This is a genomic window from Candidatus Paceibacterota bacterium, assembly GCA_040905715.1.
Classification (GTDB): domain Bacteria; phylum Patescibacteriota; class Minisyncoccia; order Phycocordibacterales; family CSBR16-193; genus JBBDHZ01.
Genome location: JBBDRA010000003.1, coordinates 68,840 through 83,117 on the forward strand (window position 1 = coordinate 68,840; position 14,278 = coordinate 83,117).

Here is a 14,278-nt window from a genome sequence, read left to right on the forward strand (position 1 = left end):
TCGGAATATATTTAGACGGTAGCGAAAGTAAGCAAAGCTTGCTTTGACTGCATTCGGACGAAATGTGAATGCTTCGCATTCCCGTTTCGCTCCTCATTTGTCAAAGTAGGTCGGCGCCAGCACTACAAGAGCACTTCTTGTTTTCTAATTCACAGCAAAGCTGTTCACAAGAAAACAAAGTCGCACTACCAGAGCACTTCTTTATCCCTAATTCACTATCGTTCATAAGGGCTAAATGTCGCATAGAGTACTCAATTTTCTCCATAAACAATCTCCTTCAAGGAGGTTGTTTTTGTTTATAAACACCCGGTATCAACAGTAACGAGTGTTTATTTGATATACTACGTAAATATATGGAAAAAAATGTAGACCAGAGCTCCGCGCCAGTTGAAAAACAAGAAGAGATCTCTGAAAAGCAAACCGGTATTGACTGGGCCACAAAACGAAAGATAACCGTTTTGAGTATGATCGCGGGGGTTTTGTTTGTCGTGACCGCGTTGGCCATGTTTTTCTTGTTTTACGAGGAGTCAGCGCCGGTTTCTGAGGATCTTCCATCCGGCACAGTTTCTGATCCGATCGTGCTGTGGGAGCGTGCGTTTCCGGCGCGTGAAGGAAGTTATAGCCTTGTCGCTTACATTGAGAATCCTAATACAGCAACCCGGGTATCATCAGCGCCATATGAGTTCAGTGTGTATGATCGAGATAACGTGCTTCTTGAAACAATTCAAGGAGCAACAGTTGTTCCACCTGATCAGTTTTTTGCGGTTTTCGAGGGACCTGTTAGTTTTGATCGGGAGCCCGCTCGTGTAACGTTCAGATTTGCTGATGAGCTGCCGTGGAGATCCGTTCAAGATCATGAAAAAAATCTGATCAGTGTATCTAATAGAGTGTTCTCCTCACTGGAAACTCGTCCACGGGTACAGGCTGATTTTACGAACACGTCGATCTTGCCAATAAAGAACATCGAAGCGGTCACGATCGTTTATGACAGTAATAATGTTGCCATTGGCGCGTCGCGCACCGTTATAAGTGAGCTGAAAAAAGGAGAAACTACAAACAAAACATTTACCTGGCCGAGACCGTTTGACGCGGGGACCCGCATTTGCCAGCAACCGGCTGATACCATGCTGGTGATCGACCGTTCAGGTAGTATGCAGTTCGACAGCGAAGATCCGCCGCAACCTCTAACTGATGTTAAAGAGGCGGCCAAGTCGTTTCTGGATATGCTTTCGGATACGGATAAGGCCGGCATGGTGTCGTTTGCGACCGAGGCGAGTGATCCGGTCGATCAGCAGCTGACCTCAAGCCTTGATACGGTTAAACAAGCGATCGACTCGATCTCGATCGGTACACCACACCTCGATGAGCACACGAATATAGCAGACGGTATTCGTCGCTCGCTGGATGAGATGCGCTCATCTCGTCGTTCACCGGAAACGTCTGGCGTGATCGTGTTGCTTAGTGACGGTGTTGCGACAAGACCGCTTCCTCCTGAAGACAGTGACTTGAGTCGGCAGGAGTATCCGAAACAGCAAGCACTCGACGCAGCAGAAGTGGCTGCCGAAGAAAATATAGAACTATACGTAATCGGGCTTGGTGAAGGAGCAAGTGGTGATTTTTTGAGGGAGCTTGCTCCTTCATCGGATAATCATTTCTTTGCCCCTACCACAGATGATCTTGATGGCATCTACCAGGAAGTTGCGACAAGTGTGTGTGAGCAGGACCGTGCTGTTGTGCGGATTCTCACAAAAATACTCGAATAAGGTTTTGTTGAAAGGTGTGCAGGTAGATCTTTTAAGATCGAAAGCTTTTAGGATGGGTGTTTTGCCAGTATGATATGATGTCGCTACATGTTAGGGTATCTTACTGCGTTTTCACGACGAGCGATCGACACAGCCTGGTCGTTTGACTGGATATTGTTCGGCGCTGCTTTGGCGATATCTCTTGCCGGACTTATCACAATGAATTCGTTTACCGGCGAGGATAGGTTTTTTGAAAAACAGATCGTATGGATCGGCGTATCACTCGGAGCCTGTTTTCTGGTTAGTATGATCGATCTTCGATTTCTTCGAAGGACCGGGGTCGTTGTAGCGTTGTATGTGCTCACAGTTGCATCACTTGCGCTTCTCTTTGTTGTAGGAAGCACGTTTCAAGGTGCGGAAAGTTGGTTTTCGATCGGCGGGTTTTCGTTTCAGCCGGTTGAGCCGGCAAAACTTGTGCTCGTTATACTGCTGGCAAAGTATTTTGCCCGCCGGCATATAGAAATAGCTAATATACGACATATTCTATTATCCGGGTTTTACGCGTTTGTACTTTTTGCGCTTGTGTTTCTTCAGCCGGACTTTGGCTCAGCTCTGATCCTAGGGGCTATTTGGCTGGGTATGGTGCTTGTTTCAGGTATTTCTAAAAAGCATCTCATCGCGCTTATTCTCATCGCGGTAGTTACTGTTATCGGTATGTGGTCGTTTGCGCTTCAGGATTACCAAAAATCACGTATCACCTCGTTTCTTGATCCGTTCGCAGATATTCAAGGTACCGGATATAACGCATATCAATCTATGGTCGCTGTCGGCTCCGGGGAGTTAATGGGCAAAGGAGTGGGGTACGGTACTCAGTCAAAGCTTGAATTCTTGCCGGAATACCAGACAGACTTCATTTTCGCGGCGTTTTCCGAAGAGTGGGGTTTTGTCGGCGTCATTGTGCTCTTTAGCCTTTTTGGCGTGCTGTTTTGGCGTATTCTCTCAGCGAGCCTGCAAGGTGCCAGTAATTTCGAGATGCTTTTTATGCTTGGTATCGCGGTGTATTTCATGGCTCACGTTATAATTCACACCGGTATGAATATCGGGCTGTTGCCGGTTACCGGAACAACGATTCCGTTCATGAGTTACGGCGGTACCCACCTGCTTACTGAATTTGTGGCACTTGGTATGATCATGGCGATGCGTAGGTATCGTCGAGAAGTTCAGATGGAAGGGGTTGAATTGGAGGTATAATTGTTGCACTATTGAAACCATGAGGCCAACTCGAGACAGTGTAATATTATTCTTCGGTGACCTGGCGGTCTTTTTTGTATCGCTGTGGCTTACATTGGCGATCCGTCACTTAAGCCTGCCTTCCGAAGAGATCTTTCTTGAGCACCTTGCTCCGTTTTCAGTTCTCTTCGCTGTGTGGGTTGTCGTGTTCTATATTGCCGGCCTTTACGAACGGCGAAGTGTGCTATTTCAGACCGAGCTCCCAAGACTGCTTCTCAAGACGCAATTTGTGAACATTGCTCTGGCAGTGCTTTTCTTCTACGCTGTTCCATACTTTACGATCACTCCAAAGACGAACCTTTTCATATATCTCTTTATTTCGTTCGGGTTCATTCTCTTCTGGCGATTGTACGGGCACGGCTTTCTCGGTCCGCGACAAAAGTACAAAGCGGTCATCATTGGTACCGGCGAGGAAACTGATGAGCTTGTAGAAGAAATAAACAACGGATCACATCTCGATTTTTCCTTTTTGTTTACGGTTGACCTCAATGAGCTTGATGGTCTGGACATTCAGACCGATATCATTGAGCGGGTCTACAGCGAGGATGTGCGGGTTATTGTGGTTGACCTTCGTCACCCGGGTATCGAACCGCTTCTGCCGCATTTATATAATCTTATTTTTTCCCACGTTCGATTCTTTGATATGCATCACGTATATCAGGAGGCGTTTACACGGGTTCCGCTGTCACTGGTTCGATACAACTGGTTTCTTGAAAATGTTTCGGCCAGCCCTCGAATTATGTACGACTCGTTTAAGCGACTCATGGATATACTCCTTTCCGGTACGGTCGGTTTAGCCTCGTTGCTTCTGTACCCTGCGGTGATTATTGCTATTAAACTCGAGGATGGAGGCCCTATTTTTATTCACCAAGAACGAGTGGGTAAGAACAATCAGCGTATTCGTGTCACAAAGTTCAGAACGATGACGACCGATGACGGTGGTGAAGAAGATCGGAAAAAGGGGAATCATGTAACACGTGTCGGTGGTTTTTTGAGAAAAACACGAATCGATGAATTACCTCAATTATGGAATGTGCTTTCCGGATCTTTATCGCTCATTGGTCCCCGGCCCGAGTTGCCGAGTTTAGTAAGGCAATACGAAGAGCAGATCCCATATTACGATGTTCGCCATCTAATAAAGCCCGGTCTTTCAGGGTGGGCTCAGCTGTATCATAAAACACCTCCAAAACGAGATATGGACGTGGTGCAGACTAAGCGCAAGCTCTCCTATGATCTTTACTACATTATCAACCGTTCACCGACCGTCGATCTGGCGATCGCACTCAAGACGCTCAAGGCCTTGCTTTCACGGAGCGGTACATAAAATGAATGTCTTGTTCGGTGTCTAAGATAGGATGTGATAGATTAAGCATATGGCAACAAAATCAATTGTTACAGGAGGGGCTGGATTCATAGGTTCACACCTTGTAGATGCATTGATAGAACGCGGAGACGACGTGCACGTGATCGATGATCTTTCAGGAGGCAAGAGGGAGTTGATACATGAGAAAGCGACTTTTCACGAAGAAACGATCTGCGACCGAGAGGCTATCGCACCGATCTTTGAAGGAGCGGATTATGTTTTTCATACAGCCGCACTCCCGCGAGTACAGTTTTCTATTGAGTATCCTATTGAGACGCATGAGGTGAATGTTACCGGCACACTCAATGTTCTTAAGGCGTGCGTTGATAGCGGAGTGAAAAAAGTAGTATTCTCGTCGTCGAGTTCCATCTACGGCGATCAGCCAACTATGCCGCTTGTTGAAGATATGGATCCGGGTCCGAAGTCGCCGTACGGACTGCACAAGTACATGGGCGAGTTGTACTGCAAAATGTGGAACGAGATCTATGGGCTTCCGAGTGTGTGCCTACGGTATTTCAATGTGTACGGGCCGCGCCAAAGTGCCGAGGGTGCATACGCGCTCGTGATCGCAAAGTTTCTTAAACAGCGCGAGGAGGGAGGATCGCTCACTATTACCGGCGATGGTAAGCAGACGCGCGACTTTACGCACGTAACTGACGTGGTGCAGGCTAATTTGAAAGCAGCTTCAAGTGATTCTGTCGGCAGTGCAGACGTGATCAACGTGGGAGCCGGGAACAATGTCTCGATCAACAAGATCGCGGAGTTGATCGGTGGCGAAGTAGAGCATATCGAAGCTAGATATGAGCCCCATGACACCTTGGCTGATAACACGCGGGCACGAGAATTTCTGAGCTGGGCGCCGAGTGTGACGATAGAAGAAGGGATAGCTGAACTTAAAAAATTACACGGACTTTCCTAGATCTGATAATTGAATAATCATGGCAGATACGTATCATCCAAATAAGAAAACACTAGAGAAGTATGCTGACGTTTTAGTAAATTTTGCTCTGAATAGCGGCAAGGGTATTAAGAAAAATGATGTGGTGCGTGTCGTTGTTAACGAGTCTGCAAAGCCGCTGTATATTGAACTTCAAAAGGCTGTATTGAAAGCCGGTGGGCATATTATCGGTGTGTATCGGCCGGATGACGATCGATCGTTTAATTTTGCAAAAGCTTTTTATGATCTGGCCAACGATAAACAGCTGAAGTATTTTCCGGCAAATTATATGAAAGGTATGGTTACCGATGTCGATCACAATATTGTGATCATAAGCGAAGCAGATAAGCAGGCTCTAAAAGGTGTTGACCCAAAGAAGATGATGGCTCGCGGGCAGGCGATGAAGAAGATCCATGAGTGGCTAGACGAGAAGGAAAATAACGGGAAATTTACCTGGACACTAGGCTTGTACGGCACGCCGGCAATGGCGAAAGAAGCGGGTCTCTCAGAAAAAGAGTATTGGAAGCAGATCACCAAGGCTTGTTTTCTCGACAAAAAAGACCCTATTGCTGAGTGGAAAGCCGTGGCAAAAGAGCTCGAAACGATTCGTCGAAAGCTCAACAAGCTTAAGATCGAGCAGGTTCACCTTCAGGGCGAGGATGTTGATCTTACCGTGAAAATAGGTGCAGATCGGAAGTGGGCCGGAGGAAGCGGGCGCAATATTCCAAGCTTCGAGCTTTTCACGTCGCCTGATTGGCGCGGGACGAACGGATGGATCAGATTCAATCAGCCACTCTACCGTTATGGCAATCTTATTAAAGATGTAGAGCTCGAGTTCAAGAACGGCAAAGTTCTTAGAAGCAAGGCGTCTAAGAACCTGAAACTTTTGCAGGAAATGATCAATACAAAAAATGCAGATAAAGTGGGTGAATTCTCACTGACCGACAAGCGTCATTCGCGCATTACCAAGTTTATGGCAGAGACGCTGTTTGACGAGAATGTGGGCGGCAAGTACGGTAACACCCATATTGCGCTCGGAAAAGCATACTCAAATTGCTATAACGGCGACATCACAAAAATGAAGGCGAAGGATTGGCAGAAGGTCGGGTTCAATGATTCTTCGGTTCACACGGATATTGTCTCAACAACAGACAGAACGGTCACCGCAACACTCCAGGACGGGAGCGAAAGGGTGATTTATAGGAACGGGCAATTTCAGGTCTAGGCCGGAGTAGCCGGCAAAAACGCTTTGCGTTTTTGCCTTTCCTGCGCTAGGATACGTCTATTATTGATTCGAACGAGTGTTTTTGACCGCCATGATCGCCAAATACCGTTTCAGCGCACTTATCATCTTACTCCTCCTTGTTGGGCTGGGGTATTTCATCTATTCAACGCAGACCACTGAAGATTCAAATTTTCCGTTTCAACTCGGACTTGATCTTTCCGGCGGAACCGAGCTTATTTACGAGGCAGATGTTTCTGAGCTATCCGAAGGTGATGTGGATGGCGCAATGCAGAGTCTGCGTGAAGTTATAGAGCGCCGAGTGAACGCGCTTGGAACCGGAAGTCCTATCGTTCAGACCGAGCAGGCCGGAGTCCTTACCGGTGAAATATCTCATCGGCTGGTTGTGGAGTTGCCGGGAGTGACGAATATTGAAGAGGCAACAGCGATGATCGGTGAGACGCCGGTACTTGAATTTAAGTTATTGAGAGAGGGTGCGTCTCCTATTGACGGTGCAGGAATAGAAGTGCAAACAAGTGACGGGACCAGCACGCTTCAAGCGCAGAATGGTACTTCTACCGATGCTTCATCAGACGATCGATACGAAGCTACCGGCTTAACCGGTCGTTATCTTAGCGATGCTCAGCTTCAGTTTAATAACGTTACCGGTGAGCCGCTCGTGACGCTTCAGTTCAATAGCGAAGGCGCGGATCTGTTCGCCGATATAACTCGCGAGAACCAAGGAAGGATCCTGGCGATATTCCTGGATGGTGTGCCAATTTCACAGCCGGTTATCCGTGACACGATCACGGGCGGTCAGGCACAGATATCAGGCGGATTTGGTGGGCCGGACGGTGTTGAGGAAGCGCGTGAGCTCATGAATAACCTTAAGTTCGGCGCACTGCCAATGCCGGTTTCGCTTGTGAACACGCAGACGATCGGTCCGACACTTGGTCAAGAGACATTGAATGCGGGTGTTTTTGCCGGTTTGATCGGTCTGGCTGGAGTGACACTGTTCTTACTTGCGTGGTATCGGCTCCCCGGACTCGTTGCTACTGTGTCACTTGTACTCTATATAGTACTTATGCTGGCCCTTTTTAAGATTTTGGGCATTACTCTGACCGCAGCCGGTATTGCCGGCTTTATTCTCTCGGTCGGTATGGCGGTTGATGCAAATGTTTTAATATTTGAGCGTCTCAAAGAAGAGCGTCGGGCTGGTCGCGATCTTCAGGATGCAATTCACGCCGGTTTTGCTCGGGCATGGCCGTCGATCCGTGACGCTAACATCTCAAGCATCATCAGTGCGGTGATTCTGTACTGGATGGGCACATCACTGGTAAAAGGGTTTGCACTGGTGTTCGGGATCGGTGTGCTGGTATCTATGCTCACCGCTATCACGGTGAGCCGCACATTACTGCTTGCACTCGCGAGTGAACAGGTAGGGAAGACCACCGCTTTGCTTTTTGGTTCCGGAGCTGAAACAACGAGATCGCAGGATACGAAATACTAAATACCTGCCTGCGCAGGCAGGCTGAATACTTCACTTCAACACTAACACTATGTTTATCACTCAGAACAAAACAATATTCTTTGCTGTTGCCGGCGGACTTGCGGCGCTCGCTCTTGTAGCGATCCTGTCGTTCGGTCTTAAATTCGGCATTGAATTTACCGGTGGTTCTACTTTTGAGGTGAGATACGAGACTGAGCGCCCGGCCCAGGAACGAGTTGAAGGAGTCATCACGCCGCTATTCGATCGCAGCGTATCTGTGCGCCCGGCGGGTGACAGCTCATACATTATCCAGACACCGTTTGTTCAAGACGATGAGCACAGCGAGGTTATGGAACAGCTGTCATTCGGGGGAGAGTTGGAGGTGATTGAAGAGCGATTCAGTTCGGTTGGCCCGTCTATTGGCGAGGAGCTTCGGGCGAAAGCGCTAGTCGCGATCGCTTTGGTCGTGACCGGTATCGTGCTGTTCGTGGCATTTAGTTTTCGGCGGGGAATGGATACAGAGGGCAACTATCTTAACGAAGGAGTTTCATCGTGGTATTACAGCCTGGCGGCGATCGTTGCGCTCATCTTTGATATTCTTATTCCGACCGGTTTGTTCGCGCTTTTGGGCGTTGCTCTTGGGGCAGAAGTTGATGTTCTGTTTGTGACGGCTCTGCTCGCGATCATCGGTTTCTCAGTGAACGATACGATCGTGGTCTTTGACCGGGTTCGTGAAAATTTGCAAGTTAATCGAGAGACAAATCACAAAGAGAATTTTGATGAAACAGTTGGCAAAAGTTTGACTCAAAGTTTTGCCCGCTCGATCAATACATCGCTTACTACGTCGCTTGTGCTGATCGCGTTGTATGTATTCGGTGGTGCCGTAACCCAGGCGTTCGCGTTGACGTTGCTGGTCGGCGTACTTGCCGGTACATATTCCTCCTTATTTATCGCCTCACCGCTCTTGGTCAAATTTCAAGAATGGGGAGAAAAGAGAAATTCATAAAATTTGTTGACATCCCCTCGCAGATGTATATAATGGTCCATACCTCAGGAGATGGGGTTTTATTTTGACTAAAGGGTCCTTTGACAACTAAATATTGACGGAACAACTTCGACGTAAAAATCGGAGTTCCGACCAACGCGTCGGAATTGTTTTTTCTTTTGTTCCGTCCACATTAATTACCCTCATATCGGTTTCGATCGATATGAGGGCCCCGTCTTCTTTTTGAATCAAATTGAAGACAAAATGATCAATACTCTTTTAGTTATGATTCATTCTTAACTTAAGAGTTTGATCCTAGCTCAGGATGAACGCTGGCGGCGTGGATAAGGCATGCAAGTCAAGGGGCTCTTCGGAGCACCGGCAAACGGGGTAGTAACACGTAGGTTACGTACCCAGAAGTCGTGAATAGCCCGAGGAAACTCGGGGTAATACACGATACGCCTTCGGGTGAAAGATTTATCGCTTCTGGAACGGCCTGCGGGATATCAGCTTGTTGGTAGGGTAAAAGCCTACCAAGGCTATGACGTCTAGGGGAGGTGAGAGCCTGACCCCCACCATTGGAACTGAGATACGGTCCAAACACCTACGGGTGGCTGCAGTCGAGAATCATTGTCAATGGACGAAAGTCTGAACATGCGACGCCGCGTGGTTGATGAAGTCCTTCGGGGCGTAAAAACCTTTTCTGGAGGAGGAAGTTTATTGACGTTACTCCAGGAATAAGGGGTTGCTAATCATGTGCCAGCAGCAGCGGTAACACATGAACCCCAAGCGTTATCCGGATTTATTGGGCGTAAAGGGTGCGTAGGCTGCTCTGTTAGTCTTTTGTCAAAGACCTCAGCTTAACTGAGGAATGGCAAAGGAAACGGCAGAGCTCGAGGATGTGAGAGGTATACGGAACTCATGGTGTAGAGGTGAAATTCGTTGATATCATGGGGAACACCAAAGGCGAAGGCAGTATACTGGCACATTCCTGACGCTGAGGCACGAAAGCCAGGGTAGCGAACGGGATTAGATACCCCGGTAGTCCTGGCCCTAAACGATGTCCGCTAGCTTTTCGGAGTATCGACCCTCTGAGAGGCGAAGCTAACGCGTTAAGCGGACCGCCTGGGTATTACGGCCGCAAGGCTAAAACTCAAAGGAATAGACGGGGGCTCGCACAAGCAGTGGAGCATGTGGTTTAATTCGATAATAAGCGAAGAACCTTACCAAGGCTAGAAATTCAGCTGTGGGTTCCTAGAAACAGGAACCGTCTTCGAGATCGCTGAACAGGTGTTGCATGGCCGTCGTCAGCTCGTGGCTTGAGCTGTTCCCTTAAGTGGGGTAACGAGCGCAACCCTCATTGCCTGTTATACGTGTCAGGCGAGACTGCCCGGTCCTCCGGGAGGAAGGAGAGGATGACGCCAGGTCAGCATGACCCTAGACGCCTTGGGCTACACACATGCTACAATGGCGAGGACAACAGGATGCGACGGGGTAACCCTGAGCTAATCCTTATAAACCTCGCCCCAGTTCGGATTGTGGGCTGCAACTCGCCCACATGAAGTTGGAATTGCTAGTAATCGCAGGTCAGCCATACTGCGGTGAATACGTTCTCGAGCCTTGTACTCACCGCCTGTCAAGTCAAGGAAACTGAGAGTACCCGAAGTCCCGCCTCTGGCGGGCCGAAGGTAAATTCAGTAACAGGGACTAAGTCATAACAAGGCACGGCTAGCGGAAGCTGGTCGTGGAAATATCCATTTTTCTGAGTTCGCCACCGGTGAACTCAGTGAAACGGTCGGTCCTGCACCTCGATCGAGTGCAGGAAAAATCCTTCGTGGCGTATGTCATGAAGGGCAAAGGTTTTGGTCTCGGAGCCTCAAGTCGAGATCATGTGGACGGAACGAAAGAGAGAAGAATTGTCTAAGATCCTCATTGTTGACAATCAGCAATGGGGATTTTGTATTCAGCTTCTTCCCTTTACAATAGAGCGTATGTATGCTATACTTGCTTTCTATTGTTAAAGTTGTTCTTTTTAAACCACCTACGCTCACGGAGGATCCATGAGTACACCCCAACACATTCGTAGTCTTCTGGGTATGAAGAAGGTTGCGGAAAAACAGCTTCGAGAGCAAGAGCAGAATCCGGATCGCCGCGGTGGCGAACCGGAAGCAATCGGTACTATTGCCAAGCGTGAGCTGGATCGCGTGATCCACGAGCATCGCAAGGCAAGCAACTGAGGGAGGATCGCTATGTCAGGAACGGACTCAGGGGATTCCCAAGGACGGGAACGGAATGATGATCTCGATATGGATCGGGCGGCACAGACAGTGCGTCGGGTGAAAGCTCAGATCGAACAAGGGACGTATCCGGACATTCCCGAAAATCACATGCTCGAGCAGTGCTTGGTTCCGCTTGCTCGGGACATGGGATATGCCCATCTCACTGATTGATCCTGGGGCGGAGGCGGAGGAGAAAGAAGCATCTGTCGGAGGGTCCATTTGGTCCGATCGCTGATGCAAGACCCTGATAGGCAACTATCAGGGTCTTTTTTTGTACTATTGACAATATACTATATTAATAGTATGATTATATCAGATATAACCAGGGTGGTTATTGCCGTTATTTTCAAACAGGGAGTTTATTGATGCGATATACGATGCTGCTTCTTACGTTAGTTGTCACGACTATGGTTGCGACAACCGCTTTCGCAGACGAAACACCGGAGACGACGTTTCAGAAAGCGACGGCATTTGTGCTCGATTCTGAGGGTGGCTACAGCGATCATGTTGCAGACACCGGAGGTGCTACCAACTATGGAGTTACTCAGGTCGCCTACGATTCCTGGCAAGATTCTTTGGATAAGAGGCGTCGACCGGTTTCCCAGATCGAGTTGTGGGAAGTCAAAGGCATTTATTATGCTTACTGGCTTGAGGCTCGTTGCTATGAGATCGAGGAGGTTTCTCCGGCGCTAGCGATCGCTCATTTTGACTGGGCGATCAATGCGGGGCCATCACAGGCGATGCGAACGCTTCAGCGGTGCATCGGGACCGAAGCTGACGGCATTTGGGGTCCGAAAACCCGTGCTGCATTTCTGAAAAGCGATCCGGCAGAGGTGCTCGAGGAGTATTTCGAGCGCCGCGAGCGGTTCTACCGGAGTCAGCCTGAAGAGCGACGCGACGCGTTTCTCTCTGGCTGGCTGAATAGACTCGATAAACTTCGAAATTTTCTATCAGATAGGGAAGAATAATGGTGCTCAGAATTGAAGAAAACGAAACCGGCGGATGGAATGCGGAAGTTGTACATGAAGAAGATCAGCAGATTAAGGTGGCAAAGAAGGACGGGGTTGGGGGAGTCTTCCTCTGCCTTCTTGTCGCAACCCTGGTCATCCTGATTCTCTTGGCAGCTGTCTGGTAATGAGAATGAATCGACTCTCGAAGAACGTTTGCTCCGGCAAGCGTTCTTTTTTATTTTTATTGCATTGATTATGACGGTTTCTTGTCTGAAAGAGGGATTTTTGGTAGTGTAGGCGGGTGTGAGGGTATTTCTATATGGCGTGTAAGTAAACTTGCTTTGCCGGCGCTCGGACGAAACGATAACTAGTTCTCGATCGTTCCTCACTTGGCAAAGTAAGCAGAGCTTTCACACGCTTCACTCAGACGAAATGCCGCTTGGCGCTTGAATGCATTTGCCTTTCAGAAATTATTTGTGTGCAAGCACCCAAAATTTCTTCAATGCAAATGCGCTCACTATCGTGAGCAGCGCCTCGCTCCTCATTTGCGCGTGTAAGCAAAGCTTTCACGCGCGGCACTCGCGAGTCATGCGAGAGCGAGCACAGCTCTCTTCAGCTTCACTCGGGTAACACTGTGAGCAAGCTCCCGTGTTACCCTCGCTTGCTGAAGATCTGGCTCTCGCACGACGTCGCTCACTTGCGCGTGTAGCTCAGCTGGTAGAGCATTCGACTGATACTCGAAAGGTCCCAGGTTCGATCCCTGGCACGCGCACCATAAAATAAATAACCGGCATTTTGTGCCGGTTATTTATTTTATAGACGACAGTCAGGGATCGAACCGTGAAGGGGACGGGAAACGGTAGTTTCCCGTGGAGGAAAATACTAAAAACCGAGAGGTTTTTAGAGCGCAGCGCAAGCGAGCAGTGAGTGTCCCTGGCACGCGCACAAGAATTCTCCCTAGGTTTAACCTAGGGAGAATTTATTTGTATGAAAGTTCAAATTCTACACTGGATACAAAATACTGAATACACTATACTGTTTCTATGATGATCGTATTCTGGACAATTGTTTTTATTGCCGCACTGATCGCGTTGGTCAAAGGGGCGGACTGGCTGATAGGCGGAGCCGAGCGTATCGGTCTTGCTGTCGGCATGTCTTCCTTTATTATCGGTGTGACGATCGTTGCTATCGGAACATCGTTCCCGGAGCTTATTGCTTCAATCTCTGCCCTTATGAAGGGAGTGCCGGAAGTGATCGTCGCGAACGCTGTTGGTTCGAATATTACAAATATTCTTTTGGTTATCGGTCTGTCTGCTCTTATAGGCCGTCAGCTTTCGGTTGAGAAGAATCTGATAGATCTTGATCTTCCGCTTTTAGCAGCGGGGACGGGAATCTTTCTAGTTGTTGCTTGGGATGGAACGATCAACCCTCTCGAGTCGATCGTCCTTGTCCTTAACTTCGCTGTGTATCTCGTTTATACGGTCACTCAACGAGACAGGACGGTGGTGCATTTACCGGAAGAAGAGATTTCCAAAGAAGAGCAAAAGCATCCGAAACGTTACATAAAAAAAGACATAGTGCTTATAATTTGTGGAGCAGCCAGTCTTGCTCTGGGTGCTCATTTTCTTATCGATTCGATCATTGTTTTCTCTACCCTTCTTGGGTACTCAACGGGATTGATCACTATCACTGCGGTGGCGTTGGGAACATCTCTGCCGGAACTTGCTGTTTCAGCTCGGGCGGTAATTCAAGGTAAAACGGAAGTAGCAGTAGGAAATATCTTTGGATCAAACGTTTTTAATATCCTCATGGTTGTCGGTGTTCCGGGTATTTTTAGTACGTTGCCGCTCGATGAGCAGACGCTCGCTGTCGGTGTCCCGGTTCTCGCATTGGCTACTTTCCTTTTTGTTATTTCAGGTATTTCACGATGCATTCATGCATGGGAGGGAAGCTTCTATCTTTCGCTGTACATACTCTTTCTCGCTAAAGTGTTCGGATTGTTTTAAGCAGTATATTGCTAA

At 48.3% G+C, this 14,278-nt stretch carries 12 protein-coding genes, 1 tRNA gene and 1 rRNA gene; all 14 read left to right on the plus strand.

Annotation, left to right across the window (positions count from 1 at the left end; genetic code table 11):
* Window positions 1-353: 353 nt before the first annotated feature.
* The 14 genes from WD312_01440 to WD312_01505 all read left to right on the plus strand — a co-directional run bounded on the left by WD312_01440 (window position 354) and on the right by WD312_01505 (window position 14,263).
* A complete protein-coding gene (locus WD312_01440) occupies window positions 354-1,763 on the plus strand; it encodes a vWA domain-containing protein (protein MEX2563765.1) in 1,410 nt (469 codons plus the stop codon).
* 87 nt (window positions 1,764-1,850) lie between these two features.
* Window positions 1,851-2,993 carry a rod shape-determining protein RodA gene (gene rodA / locus WD312_01445; GenBank protein MEX2563766.1) on the plus strand — a complete coding sequence of 381 codons (1,143 nt, stop codon included), beginning with the start codon at window positions 1,851-1,853 and terminating at the stop codon, window positions 2,991-2,993.
* A gap of 19 nt (window positions 2,994-3,012) precedes the next feature.
* Window positions 3,013-4,356: an exopolysaccharide biosynthesis polyprenyl glycosylphosphotransferase gene (locus WD312_01450; GenBank protein ID MEX2563767.1), complete on the plus strand. Its 1,344-nt coding sequence runs from the start codon at window positions 3,013-3,015 to the stop codon at window positions 4,354-4,356.
* Between the two features lie 49 nt (window positions 4,357-4,405).
* Window positions 4,406-5,314 (plus strand): NAD-dependent epimerase/dehydratase family protein, encoded by a 909-nt coding sequence (locus tag WD312_01455; protein MEX2563768.1) that lies wholly within the window; start codon window positions 4,406-4,408, stop codon window positions 5,312-5,314.
* A gap of 19 nt (window positions 5,315-5,333) precedes the next feature.
* Window positions 5,334-6,557: an aminopeptidase gene (locus tag WD312_01460; GenBank protein MEX2563769.1), complete on the plus strand. Its 1,224-nt coding sequence runs from the start codon at window positions 5,334-5,336 to the stop codon at window positions 6,555-6,557.
* Window positions 6,558-6,648: 91 nt separating this feature from the next.
* Window positions 6,649-8,064, plus strand: coding sequence for a protein translocase subunit SecD (gene secD, locus WD312_01465; GenBank protein MEX2563770.1), 1,416 nt, complete (start codon window positions 6,649-6,651; stop codon window positions 8,062-8,064).
* A 49-nt stretch (window positions 8,065-8,113) separates the two neighbouring features.
* On the plus strand, window positions 8,114-9,049 hold the full coding sequence (gene secF, locus WD312_01470; protein MEX2563771.1) for a protein translocase subunit SecF: 936 nt from the start codon (window positions 8,114-8,116) through the stop codon (window positions 9,047-9,049).
* A 276-nt stretch (window positions 9,050-9,325) separates the two neighbouring features.
* Window positions 9,326-10,788, plus strand: a 16S ribosomal RNA gene (locus tag WD312_01475).
* 300 nt (window positions 10,789-11,088) lie between these two features.
* The gene (locus tag WD312_01480; protein MEX2563772.1) at window positions 11,089-11,265 is read left to right on the plus strand and encodes a hypothetical protein; all 177 of its coding nucleotides are present in this window, start codon (window positions 11,089-11,091) and stop codon (window positions 11,263-11,265) included.
* Between the two features lie 12 nt (window positions 11,266-11,277).
* Window positions 11,278-11,478, plus strand: a complete 201-nt coding sequence (locus WD312_01485; protein MEX2563773.1) for a hypothetical protein — start codon at window positions 11,278-11,280, stop codon at window positions 11,476-11,478.
* Window positions 11,479-11,684: 206 nt separating this feature from the next.
* Window positions 11,685-12,275 (plus strand): glycosyl hydrolase 108 family protein, encoded by a 591-nt coding sequence (locus WD312_01490; GenBank protein ID MEX2563774.1) that lies wholly within the window; start codon window positions 11,685-11,687, stop codon window positions 12,273-12,275.
* Window positions 12,275-12,442 carry a hypothetical protein gene (locus tag WD312_01495; GenBank protein ID MEX2563775.1) on the plus strand — a complete coding sequence of 56 codons (168 nt, stop codon included), beginning with the start codon at window positions 12,275-12,277 and terminating at the stop codon, window positions 12,440-12,442. Before WD312_01490 ends, WD312_01495 begins: the two co-directional genes overlap by 1 nt.
* A gap of 514 nt (window positions 12,443-12,956) precedes the next feature.
* Window positions 12,957-13,032 (plus strand) — tRNA-Ile (locus tag WD312_01500).
* Window positions 13,033-13,300: 268 nt separating this feature from the next.
* A complete protein-coding gene (locus WD312_01505) occupies window positions 13,301-14,263 on the plus strand; it encodes a calcium/sodium antiporter (protein MEX2563776.1) in 963 nt (320 codons plus the stop codon).
* The last annotated feature ends 15 nt before the right edge of the window (window positions 14,264-14,278 follow it).

What these genes read in the sequence shown, in the direction of transcription:
- WD312_01455 (MEX2563768.1), top strand. Translation starts at nt 4,406, where the DNA reads ATGGCAACAAAATCAATTGTTACAGGAGGGGCTGGATTCATAGGTTCA.
- secF (MEX2563771.1), top strand. Translation starts at nt 8,114, where the DNA reads ATGTTTATCACTCAGAACAAAACAATATTCTTTGCTGTTGCCGGCGGA.
- WD312_01490 (MEX2563774.1), top strand. Translation starts at nt 11,685, where the DNA reads ATGCTGCTTCTTACGTTAGTTGTCACGACTATGGTTGCGACAACCGCT.
- secD (MEX2563770.1), top strand. Translation starts at nt 6,649, where the DNA reads ATGATCGCCAAATACCGTTTCAGCGCACTTATCATCTTACTCCTCCTT.
- WD312_01505 (MEX2563776.1), top strand. Translation starts at nt 13,301, where the DNA reads ATGATGATCGTATTCTGGACAATTGTTTTTATTGCCGCACTGATCGCG.
- rodA (MEX2563766.1), top strand. Translation starts at nt 1,851, where the DNA reads ATGTTAGGGTATCTTACTGCGTTTTCACGACGAGCGATCGACACAGCC.
- WD312_01450 (MEX2563767.1), top strand. Translation starts at nt 3,013, where the DNA reads ATGAGGCCAACTCGAGACAGTGTAATATTATTCTTCGGTGACCTGGCG.
- WD312_01440 (MEX2563765.1), top strand. Translation starts at nt 354, where the DNA reads ATGGAAAAAAATGTAGACCAGAGCTCCGCGCCAGTTGAAAAACAAGAA.
- WD312_01495 (MEX2563775.1), top strand. Translation starts at nt 12,275, where the DNA reads ATGGTGCTCAGAATTGAAGAAAACGAAACCGGCGGATGGAATGCGGAA.
- WD312_01460 (MEX2563769.1), top strand. Translation starts at nt 5,334, where the DNA reads ATGGCAGATACGTATCATCCAAATAAGAAAACACTAGAGAAGTATGCT.
- WD312_01485 (MEX2563773.1), top strand. Translation starts at nt 11,278, where the DNA reads ATGTCAGGAACGGACTCAGGGGATTCCCAAGGACGGGAACGGAATGAT.
- WD312_01480 (MEX2563772.1), top strand. Translation starts at nt 11,089, where the DNA reads ATGAGTACACCCCAACACATTCGTAGTCTTCTGGGTATGAAGAAGGTT.